This window comes from Williamsia muralis NBRC 105860 (genome assembly GCF_001598915.1).
Lineage (GTDB): Bacteria > Actinomycetota > Actinomycetes > Mycobacteriales > Mycobacteriaceae > Williamsia > Williamsia muralis.
Window position 1 is genome coordinate 378,124 of sequence record NZ_BDAP01000005.1, and the last position, 13,711, is coordinate 391,834.

The 13,711-nt window shown below is 62.3% G+C and carries 22 protein-coding genes and 2 tRNA genes; 17 read left to right on the forward strand and 7 right to left on the reverse strand.

The features are described from left to right. Positions 1-10: 10 nt before the first annotated feature. On the forward strand, positions 11-223 hold the full coding sequence (locus WIMU1_RS19695; RefSeq protein WP_156045590.1) for a hypothetical protein: 213 nt from the start codon (positions 11-13) through the stop codon (positions 221-223). Positions 224-288: 65 nt separating this feature from the next. Next, on the forward strand, positions 289-498 hold the full coding sequence (locus WIMU1_RS19700; protein ID WP_062799679.1) for a hypothetical protein: 210 nt from the start codon (positions 289-291) through the stop codon (positions 496-498). A gap of 153 nt (positions 499-651) precedes the next feature. On the opposite strand, the gene WIMU1_RS19705 is transcribed toward WIMU1_RS19700, so the two are convergent. Beyond that, a tRNA-Ile gene (locus WIMU1_RS19705) sits at positions 652-728 on the reverse strand. A gap of 331 nt (positions 729-1,059) precedes the next feature. On the opposite strand from WIMU1_RS19705, the gene WIMU1_RS19710 reads away from it, so the two are divergent. The 14 genes from WIMU1_RS19710 (at position 1,060) to WIMU1_RS19760 (ending at position 8,958) form a co-directional block, all read left to right on the forward strand. Further along, positions 1,060-2,175 (forward strand): tyrosine-type recombinase/integrase, encoded by a 1,116-nt coding sequence (locus WIMU1_RS19710; RefSeq protein WP_062799681.1) that lies wholly within the window; start codon positions 1,060-1,062, stop codon positions 2,173-2,175. Positions 2,176-2,178: 3 nt separating this feature from the next. Further along, positions 2,179-2,619, forward strand: a complete 441-nt coding sequence (locus tag WIMU1_RS26230) for a hypothetical protein (RefSeq protein ID WP_147431380.1) — start codon at positions 2,179-2,181, stop codon at positions 2,617-2,619. A 128-nt stretch (positions 2,620-2,747) separates the two neighbouring features. After that, positions 2,748-2,942, forward strand: coding sequence for an excisionase family DNA-binding protein (locus tag WIMU1_RS25870; protein WP_084248402.1), 195 nt, complete (start codon positions 2,748-2,750; stop codon positions 2,940-2,942). Next, positions 2,939-3,121 (forward strand): hypothetical protein, encoded by a 183-nt coding sequence (locus tag WIMU1_RS19720; RefSeq protein ID WP_062799685.1) that lies wholly within the window; start codon positions 2,939-2,941, stop codon positions 3,119-3,121. Before WIMU1_RS25870 ends, WIMU1_RS19720 begins: the two co-directional genes overlap by 4 nt. 265 nt (positions 3,122-3,386) lie before the next feature. After that, positions 3,387-5,408 carry an AAA family ATPase gene (locus WIMU1_RS19725; RefSeq protein ID WP_062799687.1) on the forward strand — a complete coding sequence of 674 codons (2,022 nt, stop codon included), beginning with the start codon at positions 3,387-3,389 and terminating at the stop codon, positions 5,406-5,408. Beyond that, positions 5,405-5,644: a hypothetical protein gene (locus WIMU1_RS19730; RefSeq protein WP_062799689.1), complete on the forward strand. Its 240-nt coding sequence runs from the start codon at positions 5,405-5,407 to the stop codon at positions 5,642-5,644. Before WIMU1_RS19725 ends, WIMU1_RS19730 begins: the two co-directional genes overlap by 4 nt. Next, entirely contained in the window at positions 5,641-5,817 is a 177-nt protein-coding gene (locus WIMU1_RS26235; RefSeq protein WP_157366800.1) for a hypothetical protein, read from the forward strand. The genes WIMU1_RS19730 and WIMU1_RS26235 overlap by 4 nt, the downstream gene beginning before the upstream one ends. Beyond that, entirely contained in the window at positions 5,814-5,951 is a 138-nt protein-coding gene (locus tag WIMU1_RS26535; protein WP_157366801.1) for a hypothetical protein, read from the forward strand. Before WIMU1_RS26235 ends, WIMU1_RS26535 begins: the two co-directional genes overlap by 4 nt. Next, positions 5,948-6,187 (forward strand): hypothetical protein, encoded by a 240-nt coding sequence (locus tag WIMU1_RS19735; protein ID WP_062799691.1) that lies wholly within the window; start codon positions 5,948-5,950, stop codon positions 6,185-6,187. Before WIMU1_RS26535 ends, WIMU1_RS19735 begins: the two co-directional genes overlap by 4 nt. Then, a complete protein-coding gene (locus tag WIMU1_RS19740; RefSeq protein ID WP_062799692.1) occupies positions 6,184-6,576 on the forward strand; it encodes a helix-turn-helix domain-containing protein in 393 nt (130 codons plus the stop codon). The genes WIMU1_RS19735 and WIMU1_RS19740 overlap by 4 nt, the downstream gene beginning before the upstream one ends. A gap of 26 nt (positions 6,577-6,602) precedes the next feature. Then, positions 6,603-7,148, forward strand: a complete 546-nt coding sequence (locus tag WIMU1_RS19745) for a hypothetical protein (protein WP_062799694.1) — start codon at positions 6,603-6,605, stop codon at positions 7,146-7,148. Between the two features lie 4 nt (positions 7,149-7,152). Further along, complete coding sequence (locus tag WIMU1_RS19750) at positions 7,153-7,536, forward strand: capsid cement protein (RefSeq protein ID WP_062799695.1); 384 nt, start codon at positions 7,153-7,155, stop codon at positions 7,534-7,536. 16 nt (positions 7,537-7,552) lie between these two features. Further along, positions 7,553-8,431, forward strand: a complete 879-nt coding sequence (locus WIMU1_RS19755; RefSeq protein WP_062799697.1) for a major capsid protein — start codon at positions 7,553-7,555, stop codon at positions 8,429-8,431. A 23-nt stretch (positions 8,432-8,454) separates the two neighbouring features. Further along, positions 8,455-8,958: a hypothetical protein gene (locus WIMU1_RS19760; protein ID WP_147431379.1), complete on the forward strand. Its 504-nt coding sequence runs from the start codon at positions 8,455-8,457 to the stop codon at positions 8,956-8,958. A 566-nt stretch (positions 8,959-9,524) separates the two neighbouring features. Here WIMU1_RS19760 and WIMU1_RS19765 read toward each other — a convergent pair. The 5 genes from WIMU1_RS19765 to WIMU1_RS19780 all read right to left on the reverse strand — a co-directional run bounded on the left by WIMU1_RS19765 (position 9,525) and on the right by WIMU1_RS19780 (position 11,289). Beyond that, positions 9,525-10,097: a hypothetical protein gene (locus tag WIMU1_RS19765; protein WP_062799701.1), complete on the reverse strand. Its 573-nt coding sequence runs from the start codon at positions 10,095-10,097 to the stop codon at positions 9,525-9,527. 21 nt (positions 10,098-10,118) lie between these two features. Further along, entirely contained in the window at positions 10,119-10,517 is a 399-nt protein-coding gene (locus WIMU1_RS19770; protein WP_062799703.1) for a hypothetical protein, read from the reverse strand. A 278-nt stretch (positions 10,518-10,795) separates the two neighbouring features. Continuing rightward, entirely contained in the window at positions 10,796-10,984 is a 189-nt protein-coding gene (locus WIMU1_RS19775; protein ID WP_062799705.1) for a hypothetical protein, read from the reverse strand. After that, positions 10,981-11,115, reverse strand: a complete 135-nt coding sequence (locus WIMU1_RS26725) for a hypothetical protein (protein ID WP_255283885.1) — start codon at positions 11,113-11,115, stop codon at positions 10,981-10,983. Before WIMU1_RS26725 ends, WIMU1_RS19775 begins: the two co-directional genes overlap by 4 nt. Before the next feature lie 101 nt (positions 11,116-11,216). After that, positions 11,217-11,289: transfer RNA gene (locus WIMU1_RS19780), tRNA-Asn, on the reverse strand. A gap of 186 nt (positions 11,290-11,475) precedes the next feature. On the opposite strand from WIMU1_RS19780, the gene WIMU1_RS19785 reads away from it, so the two are divergent. Next, the gene (locus WIMU1_RS19785; protein ID WP_023953933.1) at positions 11,476-11,721 is read left to right on the forward strand and encodes a hypothetical protein; all 246 of its coding nucleotides are present in this window, start codon (positions 11,476-11,478) and stop codon (positions 11,719-11,721) included. Positions 11,722-11,730: 9 nt separating this feature from the next. On the opposite strand, the gene dnaG is transcribed toward WIMU1_RS19785, so the two are convergent. Further along, the gene (gene dnaG, locus WIMU1_RS19790) at positions 11,731-13,674 is read right to left on the reverse strand and encodes a DNA primase (protein WP_062799707.1); all 1,944 of its coding nucleotides are present in this window, start codon (positions 13,672-13,674) and stop codon (positions 11,731-11,733) included. Between the last annotated feature and the right edge of the window lie 37 nt (positions 13,675-13,711).

Here is a 13,711-nt window from a genome sequence, read left to right on the forward strand (position 1 = left end):
CTTTCATTCGGTGACTTCTGCGAACAAATCGCCCTTGGGCTCGTCAGCACGCTCCACCCTCGCGTGGTTCTGCGTCCTCGCCGGCGTACTGCTGACCGCTCTTGCGGTCTACGACCTCATTGACGGCGAACGCAACGTCAGCTTGTGGGTCGGGATCGTCTGCTGGCCGATCGTTGCGATCTCGGGCGCACTGCAGCTGGTTCGGATTCGTCGAGAAGGCTGAGTTCGCGGGCTATCCCGCAGCCGATTCCACCGCTGGAGAGCTGCAGCTTGGTCCATGATGGTGCGATGGACGACACCTCGAACCGCGCACCGGATGACCTCAACGACGACGAACTCATCGCATTCATCCACGACCAGACAAAGCTTGCGCAAATGGAGTTCGATTCACTTCAAGCAGACGGTGATCGCGCATCCTACGACGACAGAATCGCTCAATTGGACAATGCAAACAAAATCGCCGAGCAGCGTGGACTCGAGGTTCCGCGGCGCGCTTGATCGGTCGGAGTTCGATTTCCGGTGAGTTGCGAAATGATTCGCAATCGACCCATCCAGTCACATAGTTGAGTCGAACCACTGGTGCTGGGAGATCCCCCGACCCTTCCGGCACAGATGCCCCCTGGCTCACGCCAAGGGGCATTTCTGTGTCCGTGGTGGGGCGGGCGGGGCTCGAACCCGCGACCAATGGATTATGAGTCCACGGCTCTAACCAACTGAGCTACCGCCCCGAGGCTGCGTCATCGACGCAGCGAACGTGCTGATGCTACCGAGCCGCGCCGATCACGTCGTACTCGACCCGCCGCGGGTCCCGCCGACGCGACCCTTGGATACAAAAGAGCCCAGGCGGTCCGGCGAAAACCGGTCTACCTGGGCTTATCTGCTCCCCCAACTGGACTCGAACCAGTAACCGGTCGTGCTCTGTGAAGTTGGGTCCTACCTTGGCGTTCAGGGCCTCTACCTGGACACAAGTGAAACAGTAGCCGCTGAGGTAAGCGGAGGCAAGCGGAACCTGAGGTAAGCTGATCTGGCACATATCTGGCACGCAACGAAGGGTCACTGATGGCTAGTCGGCGCGGCTTCGGCAATATCCGCCGCCTACCGTCCGGCCGGTATCAAGCTCGGTACACCGGGCCGGATGGCGCCGAACACAAGGCGCCCCAAACGTTCGGGGCGAAGATCGACGCTGAAGCGTGGCTCGGTGACCGCCGGCGAGAGATTGACCGCAACCTGTGGAACCCGGTGACGGCCGACAAGCGTGCGGCGCCGCTATTCAACGAGTACGCCGACGAATGGCTAAACTCTCGCACGGTACGAGGTCGGCCCTTGAAGACACGCACCAGCGACCACTACCGCGAGCTGCTCGACCGACATATCCTGCCGGAGTTCGGAGACTCCGAACTCGATGCGATCACCCCGGCGATGGTGCGGCAGTGGCACGCTCACCTCTTGCCGACTAAGCCAACGATGAGGGCGCACGCCTACTCGCTTCTCCGAACGATCATGACGTCAGCAGTCAACGCGGAGCATGCCGACGCTAACCCGTGTCGAGTCGAGGGCGCGGGCTCCGCTGGACGTGTGTCTCGGACTACCCCGGCCACCGTCGAAGAATTGCTGACGATCGCAGAGGAGATGCCGAATCGACTTCGCTTGATGGTGCTGCTCGCCGGCTGGTGCGCTCTGCGGTACGGCGAGCTGATCGAATTGCGGCGAAAGGATATCGACCTCAAAGAGGGCACGATATCGGTAACCCGTGCTGCTATCCGCAGAGCTGATGGTCAGTACGTCGTGACGAGTCCGAAGTCGGAGGCCGGCACGCGAGTGGTGTACATGCCACCCCACCTGATCCCGATGGCTACCGAGCACATGGCCGAACATGTCGCCGCGGGACGTGACGCGTTGTTGTTCGAAGCGGGCAACGGAGGATATCTGACCCCGACGTCCCTGTACCGCCACTACTATCCAGCCCGCCGCGCAGCCGATCGCGACGACCTCAGGTTTCACGACCTGCGGCACACCGGCGCGGTGCTCGCCGCGGTCACAGGTGCGACGCTCGCTGAACTTCAACAAAGGCTTGGACACTCAACCGTCGCAGCCGCAATGCGCTACCAGCATGCCGCCAAGGGCCGTGACAAGAAGATCGCCGAGGCATTATCCCGACTCATAGAGGAGAGCTGAACCATGATCGAAAAGACCCGTAGGGATGTCGTGGTGAAGTGTTCGCACGGTGCGCGTGGCGGACACGCCGATTTTGCTGAACGGTTTCGATGGATGTCCAGTCAAGCGGTATGGGCGCCGACAGTCAGCGGTATCACTCAGATGACATCACTGCGCGGCGACGAAGTTGATGATGTGTTCGACCCCAGACTGTCCGGCCCTATCAGGCATCATTACGCCGTGAAATGCCAGAAGTGCCCAAACTCTGTTTCTATCAGAGAAGAAGTGTTGCAACAGATTTGCGTGATGCTGACGGGGTGGTCCGACTATGCCGGTCCTCCCAACCAGTATCGCCAAACATTCGCGATGCTAGCGACCCACAATGATGACGCGTCGGTGACGATAACCCTCGATGGCCTTCGGGCATCGCTGCAACTTCACAATGACATGCTCGACCAACACTGAAGATCGCACCTTTTCGCGGAATCTCGTGCTAAGTTAGCAGTAGCGGTACTCGTCGCTTTCATTGACGTGCATCAGCCTCCTTTCTCTCGGATGCGAGTCCGAGGGCTGAAGCACGCCTGGAGGCATGCATGTCCAGACCATCCGTTCCGCGTCGATATGTTTCGATAGCGGACGCTGCCGAGTATCTCGGTGTCACCGATCGCACAGTCCGCCAGATGATCGCAGACGGACGACTCACCGGTTACCGCAATGGGACGCGCCTAATACGCCTCGACCTTAATCAGGTTGACGCAGCCATGACCCCATTCGGCGGTGCCGCATGAGCGCCGCGAATTGGGAACTGGCACAGGCGGATCTAATCGCCGGCGGTCCGTCGACTCACCCGGCCGAACGCTTGATCTTCCGCCTGGACGCCGTGCAGCGCATGTACGAGATTGAGCGTCACGCTGACCTTCAGCTTGCACCTACAGACCTCAACCTGGTCGGCGGTGACACCGCATGACCGGCCGTAGAATTGGCGCCGCCCCCGGCCGAGGAACCAGGGGCGAGCGGGCGAACAGCAGGGCAGCCGTCTGGACTCATCTTAACGCGCCCACCGAAGTCCTCACGGTAGACGAGCGCAGAGAACGCGATCTAGTTGCTGAGTTGCATGACCGCGGCTACCGGATCGCCGTGCGCTGCCGCACATGCGGGTCATGGTTGGCGGCACCGAAGTCCGTCGAATCATTCCAGGGTCCGGTGTGCCGTCGCCGCGAAGGTGGTGCGAAATGACGGCATACGACCGCGTGATCGACGCGTTCCGTTCCGAAGGCCTGACCGTCATCGACAACGGTCACGGCAAGGCCCAGGCGCAGGCACCCGGCCACTCCCCCGCTGACCGCTCGGTCTCGATTACCCAGATCGCCGGCCAAGTTTTGATGCACTCCCATTCGGACCCGACCGCCAATGTTCTCGACACCCTCGGGCTGACTATGGCGGATCTGTTCGACGACAAGCGTGGGACCGTCTACGACTACCCAGACGGTCGGAAGGTTTTTCGATCGGTCGACAAGACGTTCCGTCAGTCGGGAAATACGAAGGGTCGCAACCTTTTCCACGTCGATCGCATCGGTGACGCTGAGACGGTCTACTACGTGGAAGGCGAGAAGGATGTCCTGGCCGCCGAATCAGTCGGCGCGGTCGCAGTGTGCAACGCCGCCGGGGCCGGCAAGTCCCACCTGTTCGACCTAACACCCCTTCACGGCAAACGGGTGGTGATCGTCGCGGACAAAGATGGACCGGGCCGCAAACACGCCCAGCAAGTCGCCGAACAGCTCGACGGTAAAGCAGAGTGGTACATCGTCGAATCCGTCGTCGGCAAAGACATGGCCGATCATGTTGCCGCCGGGAAGCAGTTGTCGGAGTTGGTAGCCCAGCGGCCACCGGGCCGATACCTGAAGGTCACCCGCGGGTCTCAAGTGAAGACGAGCGTGGTCGATTGGCTGATCGAGGACTGGATACCGCGTGGCGCGCTGACACTGCTCGCCGGCCGTGAAGGTCTCGGTAAGTCGACGATCGCGTGTGAGTGGTCAGCGTGGCTGACCCGGCAAGGGTTCACGATCATGTACCTGCACACCGAAGACAGCCGGGAACATACCGTCGCACCGCGATTACTCGCCGCCGGTGCCGACATGGACAAGGTGTTGTTCGTCGACGTGCAGACCGAGACCAGCGACACCGGAACAATCACCCTGCCGCTCGACAACCACCAGCTCGAAAAGGTCATCGAAGCCGAGGGCGTGAAGTTCATGGTGCTCGATGCCGCGACTAGTTCGATGTCGGCAGAATTGTCGGGCAAAGATGACCGGCAGGTCCGGCAGTTCCTTGAACCGCTCTCTCAGATGGCCGCACGACAGAACATGGTCGTGCTCGGGCTGGTGCACTTCGGTAAGCGCGACGGTGCCGACAGCGGGAAGCTGATCCTCGGTTCGATCGCGTGGTCTCAGGTCGCCCGTTCGGTGCTCTCAGTCGCCTATGACGAGGACGACGAGCGGTTGGTGGTCACCAACACCAAAGGCAACCTCGCCAAGCGTGTGCGGTCTGAAGCGTGCCGGGTGGTGTCCAAGTCGGTCGTCACCGATACCGGCGCCACTGAAGTCGGTGTGATCGATTGGCTTGGTGAAACGACTCAAGATGCCCGCACGATTTTGTCGGGGTCAGGTGAAGACCAAAGCGACCGCGACGACGTCGATGCGTGGCTGACTGAACTACTCCGGGCCGGCCGGATCAAAGCGACCGAGGTCTATTCGGCCGCCGACGCCGCCGGCCACTCCAAAGACAAAGCCAAAAACGCGAAGAAGCGTCTCGGTGTCATTGCGGTGAAAGACGTGGCGTGGTGGTGGTCGCTCCCCATCCAAGGGAGTCAAGGGAGCAAGGAAGGGAGTCATACACAAAATGAGACTCCCTTGCTCCCTTCCAGGTCAGAAGGGGTGTCCGATACTCCCTTGGATTCAGTCAAGGGAGCAAGGGAGTCAAGGGAGCAAGGGAGCGTGCATGACTCCCTTGACACTCCCTTGCCTGTAGAACCATCCGCGCTCGTGTTCGACGGCACTCCCCCGGCGACTCGATTCGCGACCGCATGCACCGAGTGCGGTGAAGCTCTGACCGCTCACAACATCACTGGCCTGTGCTTGGAATGCAAGCTCGCCCAGACAGTGCCGCCCATCGGTGACGTCACCGAAAACACTCCAGGAATGACACCGCGGGTGTTGGAGATTCTGGCCCGCGTCAACAGCAAGGAAGCGTCATGAACTTCATCTCTAACGCCGACGAACGCCGCGCCGCTGAGTGGGTCGCAGCTCGCCTGGCCGGTGACCACGACAAGATAATTCGACTGGAAGCCGAAGGGCATATCAACCCACTATCGGTGTATCGAACGATGGAAGTCGCGGCCGCCGAATACTGGTTGATACGGGACGAAGCACTCGCCCGCGTCGAAGCCCACATCGAACAGTTGATCTTCACCGAGCAAGGTCTCGACGAATGACGGTCAAAGCCTCGAACAACGACCGTCTCGCCCGCCGGCTCTGGAACCTGGCACACCGCGCCGGCCACGGTGACCTCGACGAGCGGGAAACCAACGCGCTGCACGCCTACCTCGATCACTACCAGGCGACCGTCCGCGAATGGCGCGCCGGCACAAACCCAAAGCCATCATGATGACCCGGCGAATCTTCTCCAGCGTCGCCGGGTGGATCGAGATACCCGAAGACAACACCGGGCGGTGGGACGGCACCCACGCCCCGGCCAACACACCCGAGTCTGACGACTACCCGAAGGACCACCCGAAATGACAACCGATCACCGCGCCCTAGAAAACCGCGCCGCCGCTGCGCGCCTTCTCATCCACCGACTCAGCGATGACCACATCGGCATCGAAGAGTCCTACCGCACTGCACCGCACCGCATCATCGAGTTGATCGGACCGACGCAGGACTTGCTAGCCGAACTCGTTGTCGACCAGGAGCGGCTTATCGAGCGACTACGCCACGATCTGGCCGTGACCACGCTGCGATTGGAAAGCGAATGATCAGCTCAGTGCAGGGAACCCTGCTCACCGACGACGACGCGAAATATCTGCTCGCCGCCATCGATTCCATGGTTGCTGCCCTGGGACGACACGGCCAAGCACCTTCGCCACGATTGGCCGCGACGACCGACCGACTACGCAAAACTGTTGCAGCCGCCAGCGATTCGCGGTCAATCGCCAGTGAACACGCCAGAAATGCAGGCGGCGAATGGTTTTCGGACGACGATAGCCCCTATGCGATCACCTCACCCAGTGAAGCCGCGAAAATCCTCGGCATCACACCCAACGGTGTCCGAGACCTTGCGCGCCGCGGAGCACTACCGGCGCGACGCTCAGGCGGCCGATGGTTCATATCTGCCGCTGCCGTTATGGAACGCGCTCGCCACTGACGCCGACGTGTCCGGGTCTGCCGCCCATGGTTAGGACCCGGACGCTACGCGACGTCGAACTGATCAAAGTCGGTTCATGGGACATCAGCACCGGCAGTTGGGCGGTGACCGCGGGTGACCTCGAATCGGCGGTCGCCGCCCATCACGCCGGCGTACTGAGAAAACCGCCCCTCAAACTCGGTCACATCGACGACAGGTTCGACGGGCAACCGTCGTTCGGTCACATCGACGACGTGCGTGTAGCCGAAGACGGAGCGACCTTGGTCGGCGACCTGGTAGTGCCGGAATGGCTTGCCGCGTCGATCCCGGTGCACTGGCCTGACCGATCAGTTGAAGCGCTCAAGAACTTTGAAGCCGCGGACGGAACCATGTGGCCGCTCGTGTTGACCGGCCTAGCGCTACTGGGTGCGACCGCACCGGGAATCGACACCCTTCGCCAGCTTCATGACCCAGTGGCAGCGTCCCGGATCACGTTACGCCCGGGCGCGCACCCGCAACCCTTAACCGGCACCCGCGATCGCGCAGTGCTCATCGCAGCGGCACGGCGCCGCCGCACCCACAGAAAGGTTTGACCCCATGTCCACATCGCTCTCAAACGTCTCGGTCTATGCACCGGGCGCCGACATCACCGCCCAGGCAACCGGCACCATCGTCGCCCGGACATTCGTGGCTATCAGCGGCAACCGGGCGGCCGGTGGGAACATCAGCGTCGCCACAGCCACCGCCGGCGGCCGCGTTGCAGGAGTAGCCAAGAACGACGCCGCCACCGGCGAACTCGTGTCCCTGGCCCGCGGCAACTCCCGCGTCGTCAAGGTCACCGCAGACGGCGCCATCGCCTTCGGCGTCGAGGTCGAAGTCGGCGCCGCCGGCAAAGCCAAAACCAAAACTAGCGGCGTCGCAGTCGGCTACGCCGTCACCGGCGCCACCTCCGGCGCTGACGCCGAAATCTCCCTCTACTGAAAAGGACTGACATCTCATGGTTAACGCTCTGATCCCCGAACTGTCCGGCCGGCGCCTTACCGTCGACACGGCACTCAAGTCGCCTACCGTCATCCGCAACCAAATCGCTCGGCTCGCCGACGAACAAATCCTGCTGCCGAAGTTCTTCCACAACCACGGCGCCCCGGTCGAAGGCGGTGGCCTGCTCTACAGCGTCATTCAGGCATCCGACTTCTACGTGAGCACCGACCTCGAAAAGCGTTCGCCCCTCTCGGAGTACAAGGTCGTCGAAGGTGTCGACCCGGAACCGAAACTCGCACCCGTCGAAGACTGGGGTGGGAAGTTCCAGGTCTCGGACGAACAGATCAGCCGCAACGATGTCAGCTACCTCGACCAGCAGACCACTCAGTTGGCGAACACCATCGCCCGCAAGCTCGATCAGGCCGCGATCCTAGCGATTACAACCGCGGTCACCGGCGACAACATCGTCACCGGCCACGACTGGGACGGGCTGGTGTTTGTCGGCCCCGAAGCCAACCTGACGGTTTCAGCCAACCGACCCACCGCCGACCTATCCGCCGCGCAACTCGCCTCCGACCTGCAAGAGATGGGTATCACTCACGATCTGCTCGTCGTTCACCCCAACCAGGCGCATGCACTGCGGGTTGCCTACGGCGATGGACTCGATGACATGCTCAAGTCAGCAGGCGTCGGACTCTTCTCCAATCCCCGCATCGCCTCCGGCACCGCATGGGCAATCAAGTCCGGGGAAGTCGGCACGGTTGGGTTTGAGAAGCCGCTGACCATCGACAGTTGGGACGACCGCAGCACCCGAAGCCGGTGGATCCAGGCCTATTGCGTGCCGGCGTTCGCAGTCGACAAGCCTTACGCCGCCAAGAAAATCACCGGACTCTGACCCGGAAAGGGATGACAACCACCATGTCCGAAACCACTGGAACACTCATCATGGCGGCCAAGGGCGCCGACGCCCCCCGCTTCGAGTTCACGGCCGACCAAACCAACAAGTTACTCGAACTGCTAGGCCTTTCACCCGACGACCCGAGCATCGACGTCGCAACCATCCTCACCGTCATCGAGGACATGTCGAAGGCAAGTGCCGGTGACCCGATCGCCGCCGCAAAGAAAGCCGGACTCACGACGATCGACCCCGAGTCGCTGACCCACCTCCAAGCCGAAGCGCAGAAGGGTCGCGACCTCATCGCCGCATCCGCCCGCCGCGAAGTCGAAGACAAAGTCGACACCGCCATCAAGGCAGGCAAGATTCCACCCGCCCGCAAAGGCCACTGGATCACGCTGGTCACCAACGACGGCGCACTCGGCGAAGTTCTCGCGTCCATGCCCGCCAACGTGCTCCCCGTAGCCGAAATCGGACACTCAGGCGGCGCCGAGGACGCCGCAGAACCCGCAGAATGGTTCCGCTGACCACCCGCTAAAACACCCCGAAAACCTCGGCGTCAAGCCCACCCCGGCCAGGTTCATTCAGCCTGGCGCAGGGGAAGTATGGCCGGAGAGTTGGCAAACGAAGAGCGCACGGCAACGTCGCGCCCCTCCTTTCCACCAACGATGACCCGACCAGCGCCGAACCAGAACACCCCCGAGCAACATGCGCCGGGGGTGTTCTGCTGTCAACAAGAAGGCAGCAACAGCCGCCATGACCCCCACCATCAACCACGTCAAACGAGGTCGATCACAGGCCACTCAGGACCGATCAACGAGCGCGGAAAGTGCCCTCGGAAAAATCCACACCCCGCCCCCGCCTGACTCCGTTGCCCAGTCAGGCGTTTTCTCTCCCCGGGGTTTTTCCCAGATCATTTTCGCCATCGTCGCAGGTCAGAGCGTTGTCGGTTGTTAACGATCCGTCGCTCTCATGCTTGTCGATTGCCGGTTCTGGCCCTAGAACTGGCGAGAACTGGTGTTTTCGAGGGATTTTGACCCGTTTTGAGGCCGGTTTTGAGGGTGTTGATCGGACCCGAAACTAGGTCATTGACCTAGAGGTTGTCGTCGTCGCGTTGCAGTGTGTGATTTGCACGCGGGGATAGTTCCTCGAGTTTTTTCGTCCGGCGCACATGCTTGGGAATGTCGACGGTCGGCATGACGGACGGCGGAAAGAGGCCCTCGGACGGCAGTTGATCGAACTCGAATCGAACCGTCTTTCTGAGCCATCGTTTCGGGCTCGGTGACCATGTCACGATGAGCGCTTCGCCGCCCTCCAGGGGCTTGGGCACACCAACCGTGAGGCGTACCGTGTCGCCCGCTCGGACCACCGCCAGCCGGTGTGACCACAGTGGTGGTGCGCCTTCCAGGATGTCTGCGCGGCTCGGCACAACGGCGTCGCATCCCGACCCATAGAGCCTCACATCGAAGGCGTCGCCGTCGCCAATATTGATAAGTGAGGCGTGCGCGGTCACTCTGCCGGCCGAGCTGAGATGTTCGTCGAATGTCGGCGACAGGCGGCCTTCGAGGCGCAGGACGGCGCGTGGTCGGTCGAACCATCGAATCGCGACAGTCACTGCCGCCGACACTCCCGCGGCGATCGGGACGATTTGATACCAGTCGGTCACGACCTGATCTTCGCAGGAAGTTCAGAGGACCGGCTTGCCTAGCCGGCCGTGGTGCATGTCGTCTTCGAGTTTGTCGCGATCGATCCGGGTCTCGGGGTAGATCATTGCGTGCCGGGTGCGTTCGTCGCATTCGTCGCACGTTGCCAAGCACACCATTCGGTCGTACTCCGTTTCCATCGACCGGAGGTGCGCGGGTTTGCGTTGCTGGTGCGCCCAGTGGCCAGGGAGCTTACCGGTCGCTGTTTGGGGCTCACCTGTGGGCGAGTAGCCGTTACTTGGGGTGTAATCACTGAGAGTGCCGGCCAGGGCACCCGAGTGCCGACCAGCCACGCGCTTGCGATTCAGATGCCGCAGCGATCCGCAGACACAGCAGAGGGCCTGCATGTGTCGAGTGGAATCGAAGGGGATTTTCTTCTTCATGGTGTGACCTTTCAGTGATTGTCGTTGGACACCTACCGGTGACCCTGATCTTGATGACCCCCCATGGCCCTAGCCCATTTTTCCGCTGACCGTCTGTCATCCCACGACCGCTAGACCGTCCGGCACGGGGCCAGAAGGTTTCACGGTATGACCCAGGTCCGTCAATGATCAGTCGATGGTTGGGCGCGCCACCCGGTTGTGACGCCTTGCGCTGTCAGCACTTACCGGCCGGCGCTGGTTATGGTCGGGCGCCGGTAGAAGAACGACGGTGCGAGCCTCTACAAGGCGTGTCTGGTGACGATCTGGTCGTAGGTGCGATCGTCGATGGGGTCGAATGACCAATTACCGGTGATCGCGTGACAGGTGTCCGCGATACCGGTGATGTCGTAGTTGGTGGCTGGTGCGAGACCGGCGGTGGCGATGTCGCGAATGATTTGTTGTTCGGCGTCGTCGCGGGTGCGGATCATGCTGCCCACCCCATTGCGACGAACAGGGTGCATGTGCCGACGAACAGGCCGTACATCGCCGTGAGGAAGAGTGCCACGGCCATGACCGCGGCCAATGGCGTGAGAATTATGTCGGATCGGTTGGGATGCATGCCGAATCGCTTTCGGTCGTGCACGCCGATCACTGGCACGTTTCTGGCATGCCATGCCATCTGGGAAACAAAAAACCCGCTGTGAGCAGCGGGTTTACTTGCTCCCCCAACTGGACTCGAACCAGTAACCGTCCGATTAACAGTCGGAAGCTCTGCCAATTGAGCTATGGGGGAATATCTGGCGCGAGCGCCGAACAATGACTTTAGCCTACAGGTGCGGGCACATGCCAAATCGCCTGCTCGCGGGGCGTCCGACCAGGCAAGTTCCGCGTGCGCCGACCACATCAGGCAGGATGGGGCGAGCAATCGCGAACACGGCGCCGTGTTCGCCCGTCACCTGCACTGGAGGCAAGACTTCCTATGGTTCGATTCCTCGCCGCTGTCAGCGTCGGTTACGTCCTCGGGGCGAAAGCCGGTCGCAAGCGCTACGAGCAGATCAATCGCGCCTACCGCACCGTCGCCGCATCGCCCGCCACCAAGAAGGCTGTGGACGTGGGCAGGCAGAAGTTGTCGGAGAAGCTCAGCACCCAGCCCAAACTCACCGAGTTGCGTGAGATCGACGACACCACCACCGTGTTGGGCCCCGATGAGGTCCGCAACAACTGACCCAACCGGTCAGCCGGCGTCCTGAGTAGGCGCCACAGCCTGCTCGAGCAGGCTGCGCCGATAGGCCTCCAGGGCCACCAGATCGCCGAACAGCGCGTTGTAGGCATCGGGGTCGTCGCCGGGTGACATACGACGTAGCTTCGACTTGAGGTCGGCGATCTGGGCACCGACCCACACTTCTTGCAGCCGGGCCAGCACGCTGCCGACGTACTTCGGAATCATGTACTCCGACACCGGCATCGACTCGACGGCGAGTTCGGTCACCAGCGACTCCAGCACAGCGCCTTCGAGGCACTGACTGACGTTGTCCACCCACTGCGCTCCCCCATGCGACGTCCCCGTGCCCCCAGCGGTGGCGATGGCTTCGCGGATGACCTGGTACGCGGGCTCGGTGAAGCATTCGGGCGGCAGGGAATCGAACACCGTCCCGGCGATGGCGGGGTACTGCAGCGCGGCCTTGAGCGCCTCACGTTGGGCCCACAACCGTGGATCGGACGGACGTGGGCGAACCACGGTCGGCGTCTTCGAGTCGGCCTTCGGCCGATCTGCGTCCTGCACCACATCAACCCGACGGTCCCGGTTCTTCGACGTGTCCGCGGCGCCGGAGCGGGCCGCTTTGGCCTGCTTGCCCGCTTCTTCGCGCACCCGCCGCAACACCTGCGAGGTGTCGTCCCAGCCGACCCATCCGGCCAGCTGCCGCGCATACTCGTCCCGCAGCGCCACGTCGCGGATCCGTGCGACAACGGGCACCGCCTCCCGCAGAGCGTGAACCCGCCCCTCGGCCGTATCCAGGTCGTAGTTTCCCAGCAGAGCCTTCACCGCGAACTCGAACATCGGGATACGCCTGGCGATGAGATCCCGGACGGCGGCGTCGCCGTGTTCCTGGCGCAGCTCGCAGGGATCCATCCCGTCGGGCGCCACCGCGACGAACGTCTGACCGGCAATGCTCTGTTCACCCTCGAATGCCTTGAGCGCGGCAGCCTTTCCGGCCTCATCACCGTCGAAGGTGTAGATCACCTCGCCGCGGAAGTAGCTGTCGTCCATCATCAATCGACGCAACAGCGCGAGGTGGTCTTCGCCGAATGCGGTGCCACACGAGGCGATCGCCGTGGTGACGCCCGCCTGATGCATCGCCATCACGTCGGTGTAACCCTCGACCACAACAGCTTGATGGCCCTTGGCAATCGACTTCTTGGCGTGGTCGAGACCGAACAGCACCTGAGACTTCTTGTACAACATCGTCTCTGGCGTGTTCATGTACTTGCCCATGTTGTCGTCGTCGAACAACTTGCGGGCACCGAAACCGATGACGTCGCCGCCGAGATTGCGGATCGGCCAGAGCAATCGGCGATGGAACCGGTCGATGGGGCCGCGCTGTCCCTGCTTCGAGAGCCCCGCGGCCTCGAGTTCGGCGAACTCGAAACCCTGAGACAGCAGGGCTTTGGTCATCTTGTCCCAGCCGGCCGGCGCGTAGCCCAGGCCGAACTTCAGCGCGACTGCGCCGTCGAACGACCGCTCGGTGAGGTAGTCGCGGGCGGTCTGGGCCTCAGGGGTCTTGAGTTGCTCCGCGTAGTACTTCTGGGCAGCCGCATTGGCCGCCACCAGCCGTGCTCTGGTTCCCCGATCACGGGCGACGCTGGTGCCGCCACCTTCGAAGCTGATCTGGTACCCGACCCGGTCGGCAAGCTGCTCGACAGCCTCGACGAAGCTGACGTGCTCCACCTTTTGCAGGAACGTGTACACGTCGCCGCCTTCACCGCATCCGAAGCAGTGGAAGTGACCGTGATTGGGCCGAACATGGAACGACGGCGACTTCTCGTCGTGGAACGGGCACAGTCCCTTGAGGGAATCGGCGCCGGCCTTGCGCAGGGCGACATACTCACCGACAACTTCCTCGATGTGTGCCTTTTCGCGGATAGCGGTGATGTCGCGATCGGGAATTCGGCCTGCCACGACAGCAAGTCTAGGCCGCTGCGAGCGGTCGGTACCC